The organism is Amycolatopsis sp. NPDC047767, assembly GCF_040704195.1.
GTDB lineage: Bacteria > Actinomycetota > Actinomycetes > Mycobacteriales > Pseudonocardiaceae > Amycolatopsis.
On record NZ_JBEYSJ010000032.1, the window covers coordinates 93,583 to 104,818 of the forward strand.

At 70.9% G+C, this 11,236-nt stretch carries 12 protein-coding genes and 1 pseudogene; 12 read left to right on the top strand and 1 reads right to left on the bottom strand.

Going from position 1 to position 11,236, the window contains the following annotated elements; translation table 11 throughout:
• Positions 1–72 precede the first annotated feature (72 nt).
• The 6 genes and pseudogenes from AB0878_RS39035 to AB0878_RS39060 all read left to right on the top strand — a co-directional run bounded on the left by AB0878_RS39035 (position 73) and on the right by AB0878_RS39060 (position 4,674).
• Positions 73–720: an ABC transporter permease gene (locus AB0878_RS39035; protein ID WP_220245499.1), complete on the top strand. Its 648-nt coding sequence runs from the start codon at positions 73–75 to the stop codon at positions 718–720.
• A pseudogene (locus AB0878_RS39040) lies at positions 713–1,913 on the top strand (ATP-binding cassette domain-containing protein). The gene AB0878_RS39035 and the pseudogene AB0878_RS39040 overlap by 8 nt, the downstream one beginning before the upstream one ends.
• Positions 1,910–2,689 carry an ABC transporter permease gene (locus AB0878_RS39045; protein WP_366586091.1) on the top strand — a complete coding sequence of 260 codons (780 nt, stop codon included), beginning with the start codon at positions 1,910–1,912 and terminating at the stop codon, positions 2,687–2,689. Before AB0878_RS39040 ends, AB0878_RS39045 begins: the two are co-directional and overlap by 4 nt.
• Positions 2,689–3,660 carry a glycine betaine ABC transporter substrate-binding protein gene (locus AB0878_RS39050; protein ID WP_366586093.1) on the top strand — a complete coding sequence of 324 codons (972 nt, stop codon included), beginning with the start codon at positions 2,689–2,691 and terminating at the stop codon, positions 3,658–3,660. The genes AB0878_RS39045 and AB0878_RS39050 overlap by 1 nt, the downstream gene beginning before the upstream one ends.
• A 98-nt stretch (positions 3,661–3,758) precedes the next feature.
• Positions 3,759–4,328, top strand: coding sequence for an NAD(P)H-dependent oxidoreductase (locus tag AB0878_RS39055; protein WP_366586095.1), 570 nt, complete (start codon positions 3,759–3,761; stop codon positions 4,326–4,328).
• A 10-nt stretch (positions 4,329–4,338) separates the two neighbouring features.
• The gene (locus tag AB0878_RS39060) at positions 4,339–4,674 is read left to right on the top strand and encodes a winged helix-turn-helix transcriptional regulator (RefSeq protein ID WP_366586097.1); all 336 of its coding nucleotides are present in this window, start codon (positions 4,339–4,341) and stop codon (positions 4,672–4,674) included.
• 65 nt (positions 4,675–4,739) lie between these two features.
• Here AB0878_RS39060 and AB0878_RS39065 read toward each other — a convergent pair whose 3' ends face one another.
• Complete coding sequence (locus AB0878_RS39065) at positions 4,740–5,204, bottom strand: DUF6474 family protein (protein ID WP_366586099.1); 465 nt, start codon at positions 5,202–5,204, stop codon at positions 4,740–4,742.
• 115 nt (positions 5,205–5,319) lie between these two features.
• Between AB0878_RS39065 and AB0878_RS39070 the strand changes: the two genes are divergently transcribed.
• The 6 genes from AB0878_RS39070 to AB0878_RS39095 all read left to right on the top strand — a co-directional run bounded on the left by AB0878_RS39070 (position 5,320) and on the right by AB0878_RS39095 (position 11,153).
• Positions 5,320–7,002 (top strand): TM0106 family RecB-like putative nuclease, encoded by a 1,683-nt coding sequence (locus AB0878_RS39070; protein ID WP_366586101.1) that lies wholly within the window; start codon positions 5,320–5,322, stop codon positions 7,000–7,002.
• 31 nt (positions 7,003–7,033) lie between these two features.
• Positions 7,034–7,879, top strand: coding sequence for a GNAT family N-acetyltransferase (locus AB0878_RS39075; RefSeq protein WP_366586103.1), 846 nt, complete (start codon positions 7,034–7,036; stop codon positions 7,877–7,879).
• An 86-nt stretch (positions 7,880–7,965) separates the two neighbouring features.
• Positions 7,966–8,478 (top strand): sigma-70 family RNA polymerase sigma factor, encoded by a 513-nt coding sequence (locus AB0878_RS39080; protein ID WP_366586105.1) that lies wholly within the window; start codon positions 7,966–7,968, stop codon positions 8,476–8,478.
• Positions 8,475–9,605 (top strand): hypothetical protein, encoded by a 1,131-nt coding sequence (locus AB0878_RS39085; protein ID WP_366586107.1) that lies wholly within the window; start codon positions 8,475–8,477, stop codon positions 9,603–9,605. Before AB0878_RS39080 ends, AB0878_RS39085 begins: the two co-directional genes overlap by 4 nt.
• A gap of 70 nt (positions 9,606–9,675) precedes the next feature.
• Positions 9,676–10,314: a PadR family transcriptional regulator gene (locus tag AB0878_RS39090; protein WP_366586119.1), complete on the top strand. Its 639-nt coding sequence runs from the start codon at positions 9,676–9,678 to the stop codon at positions 10,312–10,314.
• A gap of 161 nt (positions 10,315–10,475) precedes the next feature.
• Positions 10,476–11,153, top strand: a complete 678-nt coding sequence (locus AB0878_RS39095; RefSeq protein WP_366586109.1) for a class I SAM-dependent methyltransferase — start codon at positions 10,476–10,478, stop codon at positions 11,151–11,153.
• Positions 11,154–11,236: the final 83 nt, after the last annotated feature.

Genomic DNA, 11,236 nt, shown 5'->3' on the forward strand with positions numbered 1-11,236 from the left:
CTCCCGGTTGATGAGCTACTCCGAACGGGTGACGTCTGGGGCTCCTCACTAGCGGCAGGAGAACGAATACGCATGAACCTCTTCGAGTACATCTCGGACCGGTGGGACCGGTTGTGGCTGCAGGCGTACCTGCACACGAGCATGGTCGTGCAGTGCACGATCCTCGCCGCCGTACTGGGTGTGGCGATCGGCATCGCGGTGTACCGCAGTCCCATCGGCTCGGCTGTCGCCACGGCGCTGGCCAGCACGATCCTGACCGTTCCCTCCTTCGCCCTCCTCGGGCTGCTGATCCCGCTCTCGGGGCTCGGCTCCACCACCGCGGTCATCGCGCTGGTGCTCTACGGCCTGCTCCCGATCGTGCGGAACACGATCGTCGGCCTCGCGGGCGTCGACCCAGCGGTGACGGATGCCGCGCGCGGCATCGGGATGGGCCGGTTCTCCGTGCTCACCCGCGTCGAGCTGCGGCTGGCGTGGCCCGCGATCCTCACCGGCATGCGCGTCGCGACGCAGATGCTGATGGGCATCGCGGTGATCGCGGCCTACGCGAAGGGCCCCGGCCTCGGATCCGAGGTCTTCTCGGGCCTCACCAACGCGGGCAGCGCCAACTCGCTCAACCAGGCCCTCACGGGCACCGTCGGCGTCGTGATCCTCGCGCTCGTGCTCGACGCCATCTACGTCCTGATCAAGCGATTGACCGTACCGAGGGGGCTCCGTGGCTGAGCACGCTTTCGAAGACCACGCTGCCGACGACCATGTCTCCGGCGCCGAAATCGAACTGGAACACGTCACCAAGCGTTACCCGGGCACGCGCGCGCCCGCCGTCGACGACTTCTCGATGGTCGTGCCCGCCGGCAAGATCGTCGTCCTGGTCGGCCCGTCCGGCTGTGGCAAGACGACCACGATGCGGATGATCAACCGGCTGATCGAGCCCACCTCCGGGCGCATCACGATCGGCGGCGAGGACGCGCTGAAGCTCGACGTCGACACCCTGCGCCGCCGCATCGGCTACGCGATCCAGCAGGCCGGGCTGTTCCCGCACTTCACCGTGGCGCAGAACATCGGCGTGGTGCCGGGGCTGCTCGGCTGGGACAAGAAGCGGGTCTCCTCGCGCGTCGAGGAGATGATGGACCTGGTCGGCCTTGACCCGGCCGACTTCCGCGACCGCTTCCCGCGCCAGCTCTCCGGTGGCCAGCAGCAGCGCGTCGGCGTGGCCCGCGCGCTCGCGGCCGACCCGCCGGTGCTGGATGGACGAGCCGTTCGGCGCCGTGGACCCCATCACGCGCGGCAATCTGCAGGACGAGCTCTTGCGGCTGCAGACCGAACTCAAGAAGACGATCGTGTTCGTCACGCACGACTTCGACGAGGCCGTGAAGCTCGGCGACAAGATCGCGGTCCTCGGCAACGAGTCGAAGATCCTGCAGTACGACACCCCGGACGCGATCCTCGCCAACCCGGCCGACGACACCGTCGCCGGCTTCGTCGGCGCCGGCGCTTCGCTCAAGCAGCTGACCCTGCTGCGCGTACGCGACGTCGAGCTGAAGCAGGACGCGCTCACCGCGGCCGAGGACGAAGACCCGGCCGACATCGCGCGCAAGCTCGACGACCAGCGCAAGCACTTCGTGCTCGTCCTCGACCGGCGCCGCCGTCCCACGCGCTGGGTGCACCGGCGCCAGCTCACCGCGGCGACCTCGCTCGCCGACGCGGGCAAGCCGTTGCGCGACATCGTGAGCCTGCAGTCGACGCTGCAGGACGCCCTGGAGGCCATGCTCGCCGAGGGTGGTTCGGTGCCGGTCACCGGCGCGCGCGGCGAGTTCGCCGGCACGATCGAGCTGGACACCGTGATCAACACGATCCAGCAGCTGCGCGACGAGCACGCCGACGATCACGAGACGGTCGGGGGTGTGACGCAGTGACAGCAGTCGTCGAAGCGGGCTTCTCCACCGAATCCGGCTCCCGCGGCGCGGAGCGCTTCCGCCTGTTCGCGCAGCCCATCGCCGTGGTCGTGCTGGTCGCGGTCACGCTCGGCTGGGTGTTCGGCACCGGCGTCACCGCCACCGAGGCGACCACGCTCAATGCCACTTCGCTGCTCACCGCGCTGCGCGACCACGTCGCGATGACGCTGGTCGTGGTGGTGCTCGTGGTGCTCGTGGCCGTGCCGCTCGGAGTCATGGTCACGCGGCGGTGGGCGCGGTTCCTCGCGCCCGTTTTCCTCGCGGTCGCCAACATCGGCCAGGCCGCGCCCGCGCTGGGTGTGCTGGTGCTGTGGTTCATCGTCACCGGCGCCGTCGGCGGGCTGTGGGTCGCGGCGCTGCCGCTGGCGTTCTACTCGCTGCTGCCGGTGCTGCGGAACACGATGGTGGGCCTGCAGCAGGTGGACCCGGCGCTGATCGACGCAGGGCGCGGCATCGGGATGTCCTCGTCGGCCGTGCTGTGGCGCGTGGAGTTCCCGCTGGCGATCCCGCTGATCCTGGCCGGTCTGCGCACGTCGCTCGTGCTGGCCGTGGGGACCGCGACGTTCGGGATGTTCGTCAACGCCGGCGGGTTCGGGCTGCTGATCGACACCGGCTACAAGCTCAACCTCACGAAGGTGCTGATCACCGGCTCCGTGCTGGCCGTCGCGCTGGCGCTGCTGGTCGACTGGCTGGGCGCGGTGGCGGAACAGTTCTTCGGACCGAAGGGGCTGCGCTGATGAACGTCCTCAAGAAGGCGGGCGTCCTCGCGGGGGCGGCGCTGCTCGCCGGGACGCTCTCGGCGTGCGGGCTCGACCTCAACACGTCCGTGCCGTACGCGATCCAGCCCGGTTCCATCCAGCCGACCCCCGGCGTGCAGGGCGTGCGGGTGGTGGTGGGGTCGAAGGACTTCACCGAGAACATCATCCTGGGCTACATGGCCGAGATGGCGCTGAGCGCCGCCGGCGCCGACGTCGTGGACCTCACCGACATCAAGGGGTCCAACTCGTCGCGCCAGGCGCTGCTCAACGGCCAGACCGACGTCACGTGGGAGTACACCGGCACCGGCTGGATCAACTACCAGGGCAACGAGCTGCCGGTGCCGGGCGGCGAGCAGGCGCAGTACGACGCGACCGCGAAGGCCGACGCCGAGAAGAACGGCATCACCTGGCTCAAGTACTCGCCGCTCAACGACCAGTACGCGTTCGCCACGACGGAGGCGTACGCCAAGCAGAACAACCTCAAGACCACCACCGACCTGGCGAACTTCCTCAAGCAGAAGCCTGACCAGGCGCGGTTCTGCCTGGAGACGGAGTTCACCAGCCGCCAGGACGGCTTCCCGGCGGCGGTCAAGGCGTACGGCTTCCAGAACCCGAAGATCGAGAACTTCGGCATCGGCACGATCTACTCCGCCGTGGCCAACGGCACGTGCCCGGTCGGCGAGGTGTTCACCACCGACGGCCGGATCTCGGGGCTCAACCTGCGCGTGCTGGAGGACGACAAGAAGGCGTTCCCGCAGTACAACGCCGCGGTGACGATGCGCACGGACTTCCTGAACCAGCACCCCGCGCTGCGGGGCCCGCTCGAGAAGGTGACCGCGGCGATCGACAACGAGCAGATGGTGCAGCTGTGCAAGCAGGTCGACGTCGACGGCAAGGACGCCGGCGTGGTCGCGCACCAGTGGATGCTCGACAAGGGGTTCATCAAGTAACCGGTCGGACGCGGGTCGTTCACTAAGGAATGCTAAGTTGCTCAGGATTCCTTAGTCGAGCGGCCCGCGTTCTGCCGGGCCGGGAGGAGGCGACGGCGTTGCCGAAGCTTGAGATCATCCTGGCGAGCACGCGACCGGGCCGCGTGGGCCTGCCGGTGGCGAAGTGGACGGAGGCCGCGGCGATCGAGCACGGCGGCTTCGACGTCGAGCTCGTGGACCTCGCCGTGGTCAACCTGCCGTTCTTCAACGAACCGAAGCACCCGCGCCTCGGTCAGTACGAGCACCAGCACACGAAGGACTGGAGCGCCAAGGTGTCCGAAGCGGACGCGTTCGTCTTCGTGATGCCGGAGTACAACTACGGCTACAACGCCGAGCTGAAGAACGCCATCGACTACCTGCACAACGAGTGGAAGTACAAGGCCGTCGGCCTGGTCAGCTACGGCGGCGTCGCAGCCGGCACGCGCGCGGTGCAGCAGATCAAGCAGGTCGTGACGACGCTGCGCATGACCCCGGTCTTCGACGCGGTGTCGGTGCCGTTCGTGCAGCAGTTCATCAGCGACGAGGGCGAGTTCGTGCCCAACGAGATCGTGAAGACCTCGGCCAAGGCCATGTTCGACGAGCTGGTGCGGGTCACCGCGTCGCTGGCGCCGCTTCGCTCGGGCGACTGAGGGAATGGCCGTGGACCGGCAGGCGGAGGAAGCCCACCGCGTGTGCACGCGCTTCCACGCGGCGATCGAGCTGATCGGCACGCGCTGGACGGGCGCGATCCTGCGGGCGGTCTTCACCGGTCACCACCGCTACGCCCTGATCAAGGCCGCGGTGCCCGGCATCAGCGACACGATGCTGACGCAGCGGCTGCGGAAGCTGGAGGAGGACGGCCTGCTGGAGAAGCGCGTCCTCACCGCCACGCCGCTGCAGGTCGAGTACCACCTCACGGCGAAGAGCCAGGACCTGGAACCGGTCCTCGACGCCGTGGTCGCGTGGTCGCACAAGTGGATTCCGCTGCCGTCTTGAGTCTGCTTGTCGAAACGGCCGAAGCCGGGCCGTTCACCACTTCGGGTGAGCGGCCCGGCTCGCGCTCAGACGCCGAGCCGGTGCAGCAGCTGTTCCTCCAGGGAGTCGAGCTCGCTCGCGACCGCGCGGTGCGCGGCCTTGCGCCGGGCGGCGGGCATCCGCTCGGCCGCGCGGACCGTGGCCGACAGCTGTTCGAGGGTGCCCTGGGTGTCGGTCGCGAACTTCGCGTCGGCGTCGGTGGCCTTGCTCGACTTCCTGAGCTCGCCCAGCCCCTGCACGAGACCGGCGATCCGCGCGTGCAGCGCGGCACCGCGGCCGGAGAACTCGCCGAGCTGGTCGACGGCGACGCCGAGCTTGCGCGCCTGGTAGCGGTCGTACATCTCCCGGGCCGCGCCCGCCGCGCGCACCGCGTACGGCGCGACGACCGGGATCACGGCCGGGCCGAGCACCTTGGCCACCGCGATCGCGTTCTTCGCCTTCTTCGGGGTGATCCGAGCTTCACCCGCGTCCTGCTTGGCCTTGCGCGCCATGGCCCACCTCCTGCTACTCGTCGGGGTCGAACTTACTGGTCCGAGCAGGGCCGGGCATGTCGGCTCGCAGCACGGAAAGGCAGTTCTGTCGGTGGGGGCGGATAAGGTGATCGTCATGGGTAACGAGGTGCTGCTCGACGCCGGAGCGGTCAGTCGCTGCCGTCGTCGTGTGCATCTGGAGCACGACCCCGCGATGCGCGACGTCCCGCTGCCGCCGCCGGATCCGACGGCGCAGCAGCGGATCGCCGACGCGACGGCGCACCGCGAGGCGATCCTGCAGCGCCTCATCGACGCGACCACCGACGTCGACGGCTCTGATGCCGGGGACCATCAGGCGGCCGGCGCGACCTGGGTGCGCATCCCGCGTGACCTGCCCGCGGCCGACCGCGTGCGGCTCACGGAGGAGGCCTTCGCCGAGGGCGCGCGGTTCATCTGGGGTCCGCTGCTGCGGGCCGACCCGGTCGGGCACCGGCGCGGCGGCGTCGACCTGCTCGTGCGCACCGCGACCGGGTACGTGCCGGTGCTCGTGGTGCGCCACCGCATCACCGACCGCGGCCAGGGTGCGCCGACCACCGGGCTGACCGACCTCGACCCGGCGCACCGCACGCCGGACGAGACGCGCAAGGTCCGTTCGCAGCCGCGCGACCAGCTTCGGCTCGCGCACCTGCGGCGGATGCTGCAGACGTACGGGCGCGCCGAGACCGGCCGCGCCGTCGGCGGGGTCATCGGGCTCGACGCCGACGTGGTGGTCTGGCACGACCTCACCGCCGGCACCTGGCCCGGCGGCCGCAGCGCGCTGGCGGAGTACGACGCGCGCTTCGCCGACCGGCTCGCCGTCGCCACCGCGGCCGCGACCGAAGGCGAACCGCTGGCTCAACCCTCGCGCGTGCTGGAGTGCCGGCGCTGCCCGTTCTGGCCCACGTGCGAGGCGCAGCTCACCGAGACCCGCGACGTCAGCCTCGTGGTGCGCGGCGAGGACGCCGGCGAGCTGCGCCGCGCCGGCGTGTCGACTGTGGACAAACTGGCCGCGCTCGATCCGGCCGCCGAGGCGCCGCCGATGAACTGGACCGGCGGCACGTTCGCCGACGCGATCATGCTCGCGCGCGCGTGGCTGGCCGACCTCACGGTGGTGCGCCGCACGCCGCTGGTCGAGGTGCCGCGCGGCGACGTCGAGGTCGACGTCGACATGGAGAGCTTCGGCGACGCCGGCGCGTACCTGTGGGGCACGCTGCTCTCGGGTGCCGACATCGGCGTCGAGCGGGGCTACCGCGCCTTCGCCACCTGGGAGCCCTTACCGACCACGGACGAAGCGCGTTCGTTCGCGGAGTTCTGGGCGTGGTTCACCGACGTGCGCGACCGCACGCTGGCGGCCGGGCTCACGTTCCGCGCCTACTGCTACAACGCGCTGGCGGAGAACCGCTGGCTGTTCGGCTCCGTCGAGCGCTTCGGCGACCACCCGGGGATCCCGGCGAAGAAGGACGTGCAGTCCTTTGTGGACTCCGACGAGTGGGTGGATCTCTTCCGTAGCGTCACCGACCAGTTCCTGTGCTCGCGCGGCAAGGGCCTCAAGGTGATCGCCCCCGTCGCGGGCTTCCAGTGGCGCGACGCAGAGGCCGGCGGCGAAGCGTCGATGCGCTGGTACCGCGACGCCGTGGGCATGGACGGCGAAACCCCCGACGACACCCAGCGCGAGCGTCTCCTGCAGTACAACGAGGACGACGTGCTGGCCACCAAGGCGTTGCGCGAGTGGATGTCCGATCGGGCACAAGTCGAGGTGCCTTTCATGCTCGACATCTGATCCGGGGTCCGGCGCGCAGTAGGGTGACCTGGTGATCAAGGTCGACCCGCCGCTGGCGATCGAGGATTCCGAGGCGGAAGCGCTGTTCCAGCTCGAGACCGGCGGTCCCGAGACGGTGCGTTCCGCGCTCGGCATGACGGCCACCCGCCTCGGCGGTGCGGTGGTGCTGGCGGTGCGCAACGACCCGACGGACTACTGGAGCAAGGCGCTCGGCTTCGGCCGCGAGGAGCCCGTCACCGCGGAGCTGATCGCCGAGGTGTGCGCGTTCTACCGCGCGGCAGGCACGCGTCGCGCCACGTTGCAGCTTGCGCCGTCGGTGATTCCGGACGACTGGGCCGAGATCTGCGCGCGCGAGGGGCTGACGACCACGTCGTCGTGGGCCAAGCTCGTCGCCCCCGTCGACGAGGTCGTGGCCCGTGCCGACGACGACGAGCGCAGGCCGGCCGACGGCATCCGGATCGCGCCGGTCGAACGCGGTGACCTGTACCGGTGGGCGGCGTTGATGCTGAGCGTCTTCGGCATGCCCGAAGAGCACTTCGCGGAGATGTTCGCCGCGTCGGCTGCCGAGCCGAACTGCCACCCGTTCGCCGTGTGGCTCGAGGACGAGCTGGTCGGCACCGCGATGATGTACCGGCAGGGCGAGATCGGCCAGATGTTCGGCGGCGCGGTCGCCGAGCACGCCCGCAACCGCGGCGGGCAGACGGAGCTCCTCGCCGCCCGCGCCCGGCTTGCGGCCGAGCTGGGCTGCAGCCTGCTCGTCGCCGAAACCGGCGCCGAGGCCGAGGGTGAGCACAACTCGTCGCTGCACAACATGCTCGAACTGGGCTTCCAGGTGGCCTACGAGCGGCAGAACTGGGTGTGGCAGCCCGCCGAGTGACTCGCCGGCCCGAGTTCGGCCGCCCAGGCAACTTTCCGGTGTCCTCCGTGATCCAAGGGGGCGTCAGGTAGCGGAGGGCGGTGGGCGTGCGCGGGTTCGAGGTCTTCGTCGAGCAGCACTACGACGAGCTGTTCCGCTACGCGCTCGTGCTGACCGGCGACCGCGGCGAGGCCGAGGACGTGGTGCACGACGCGCTGCTGCGGCTGGTCAAGCACGTCGGCCGCGCGGACATCGAGCACGAGCGCGCCTATGCCCGGCAGGCGCTGTTCCGCGTTTTCCTCGCTCGCCGCGACCGTCGCCGGCGGGAGCGGCTGATGCCGATCGCCGGCGCGGACGTCGAGGCCGGGGGAGACGCGTTCGCGGTGTCGGCGGGCCGGTCGGAGATGGTCGCGCTGCTGTGGCAGCTGCCGCCGCGGATGCGGGCGGTGCTGGCGGCGCGGTTCTACCTGGACCTCGGCGAGGCGGAGACCGCTCGGCTGCTGGGTTGCGCCGTCGGGACGGTGAAGTCGTCGACGGCGCGCGGGCTGGCCCGGCTGCGGGAGCTGTGGGAGGCCACGCACGAGCCGAGTCCGGCGGCGAGCGGGAGGGGACCGCGTTGAGGCAGCAGGAATTCACCGACACCGTTCGCCGGGAGCTCGGCGAGACCACGCTGGCTCCGCCGGAGCCGGGGGACGCGGCTCGGATGGCACGGCGGGTGCTCGGGACGCGGGCCCGACGCAGGCAGCGGGCGCTGGTCGGGGCCGCGGCCGCTGCGGTGGTGCTCGCGCTGGGTGCGGCGACGGTCGTCACCACGCAGACCACGTCGTCGCAGGTCCAGGCCGTGCCGGTGACGCAGTGGCCCGCGCGGGGGTCGCTGGCCGGGAACGTGGCCGTGATCGAGCGCGCGCGGTGGGGCTGGGGTGGGCCGGCGGCGCAGGTGGTGTTTGCGGGCAGCCGGCCGGAGGTGGGCCCGATCGTCGTGCTCCGCCGCCAGGAGCGCGACGGTGGCGTCCGGCTGGCGTTCCTCACCGGGCCTGAGCTGCGGGTTCAGGCGCAGCTGACCGTCCCTTCGGCACAGCTCACGGCTCCGGCGTACGGCTTTGTCGCTTCGGCGCCGGACGGCGGCCCGGCCACGGGCGTCGCGGTGACGGCTCCGCAAGTGGACACGGCGAGGTTCACCTCCGGCGAGACCCAGGTGGCCGACGGCCTCGCGACCGCGAAGCTCCCACCCACCGCGGCCGCGTGGAACACCTCGTTGGCCACCGGAAACCCGCAGCACCCCGTCTTCGGCACGCTGACCAGCTCGGCGCACGACCCGGCGGTCTCGACGGGGACCGTCGTGCGCGCAGGGGCCGCGGCACAGTTCGGCATCTCCGGTGTCGATGCGAAGCCCGGCGACGTGGTCGCGACGCAGGCCGGGTTCGTCGGCGTGGTCACCACCGGGCTCGACGACTTCGCGCTCTTGAAGTCGAACCCGGACGAGCTGTCGGGACCCTGGGGTCTGCGCACGGTGGCGGCGTCCGGCGAGTCCGTGACGGTGATCGGCACCGGTGGCCCGACGACCGTCATCCCGGCCGGTGCGGGCGCGCTGCACGAAGGCGATCGGATCGTGCTGACCGGGTTCGGCCGCTCGGCTGCCGTGGTCGCCCTGGGCACCGTCCGTGCCGGCAAAGACGGGTCTTGGCTGCTGCAGCGCGCCGTCCCCCTGCCGCCCGATCAGTCCTCGGTGCTGCTGATCCACCGCTGAACCCTGGCGATCACCGGCCGGCTGCGCCTATACTCGTCTGCGAATACTCGTAGACGAGGAAGTGGTGACCGTGAAGCGGCGCAAGGTCGGGAACATGCTGGGGCTGGCCGTGCTGTCGGCCCTGGTCGAGCGGCCGATGCACCCCTACGAAATGGCCTCCGTGCTGCGCGAACGCGGCAAGGACGCCGACATGAAGATCAAGTGGGGCTCGCTCTACACGGTCGTCGGCAACCTGGAGAAGCACGGCTTCGTCGCCACCGTGGAGAGCGTCCGCGACGGCGCGCGGCCCGAGCGCACGATCTACCGCCTCACCGACGCCGGCCGCGCCGAGCTGGAGGACTGGGTGGCCGAGCTGCTCGGCGAGCCGGACCTCGAACCGACGAAGTTCCAGGCCGGGCTGTCGATCATGGCTTCGCTCGGCCCGGACGAGGTGGCGGACCTGCTGACGAAACGGCTCACCGCGCTGGAAAAGCGCCTCGCCGAGCGGGTGGCGGCGCTCGACGCGTTGCGCGCCGAGGTGCCGCGGCTGTTCCTCGTCGAAGGCGAATACGAGCTGGTGCTGCTGCGCGCCGAGATCGACTGGGTGCGCGGACTGCGTGACGACCTGGCCACGAGTGCGCTGCCGGGCGTCGCCGAGTGGCGGCACTACCGCGAGACCGGCGAACTGCCGGAAGACTTGACCGCTTTCGTCGAAGGCGGCCAGGAGTAGAAAGCCGGCCCCGGAGGCAGTGCTGGCACACCGCCACCGGGACCGGGGAAACCCTCGAACCGATTCCGCGGCAGCGGACCCGATCCTCAGGCTGCGATCACAGGATACGGGCCCGCACTCCCCGGAGCGGTTCGGCCGACTCACCGAACTGGAGTGCGATCATGACGAACACCGAGGTCAAACGGCACCGGACCAAGCTCGTGCCGGAGATGGAAGGACCGGTCGCGCGGGCGTACGCGCGCGGTCGCGGAACGGCGCCGCAGCTGGCGTTCTACCGCTCGTCGGCGGCGGAGCTGGCCAAGCAGCTGCCCGGTGGCGCCGACGTTCTGGAGGTGGCGCCCGGGCCCGGCTTCCACGCGGTCGAGGTGGCGCGGCTCGGCTTCGCGGTCACGGGGCTGGACGTGAGCCGCACGTTCGTGTCCCTGGCGAGCCAGTACGCGCGTGAGCAGGGGGTCGCGGCGGAGTTCGTGCACGGCGACGTCGCGGCGATGCCGTTCGCGGCGGAGTCGTTCGATTTCCTGATCACGCAGGCGGCGTTCAAGAACTTCGCCGACCCGGTCGACGCGCTCGACGAGATGTGGCGCGTGCTGCGGCCGGGCGGGGTGGCGCTGGTGCAGGACCTGCGCAAGACGGCCACCTCGGAGGACATTGCCGCCGAGGTGGCTGGGATGAACCTGGGGCCCGTGGGTGCGCTCACGACAAAGTGGACACTCGGGCAGCTGCGCAAGCGCGCGTACACGCCGGAGCAGTTCGAGACGCTGGCGCGCGAGAGTCGCTTCGGTTCCTGCCGCATCACCACCGACGGCATCGGGCTCGAAGCGCGGCTGACGAAGGGGTGACGCCGGGGCGGTCTGGACCACGCGCGACCGCCGGGAGTCGGTGTGCCCCTCGTGCTCGGACCGCTACGCCGCCGACGCGTTCC

What these genes read in the sequence shown, in the direction of transcription:
- AB0878_RS39035 (WP_220245499.1), top strand. Translation starts at nt 73, where the DNA reads ATGAACCTCTTCGAGTACATCTCGGACCGGTGGGACCGGTTGTGGCTG.
- AB0878_RS39050 (WP_366586093.1), top strand. Translation starts at nt 2,689, where the DNA reads ATGAACGTCCTCAAGAAGGCGGGCGTCCTCGCGGGGGCGGCGCTGCTC.
- AB0878_RS39065 (WP_366586099.1), bottom strand. Translation starts at nt 5,204, where the DNA reads ATGGCGCGCAAGGCCAAGCAGGACGCGGGTGAAGCTCGGATCACCCCG.
- AB0878_RS39070 (WP_366586101.1), top strand. Translation starts at nt 5,320, where the DNA reads ATGGGTAACGAGGTGCTGCTCGACGCCGGAGCGGTCAGTCGCTGCCGT.
- AB0878_RS39095 (WP_366586109.1), top strand. Translation starts at nt 10,476, where the DNA reads ATGACGAACACCGAGGTCAAACGGCACCGGACCAAGCTCGTGCCGGAG.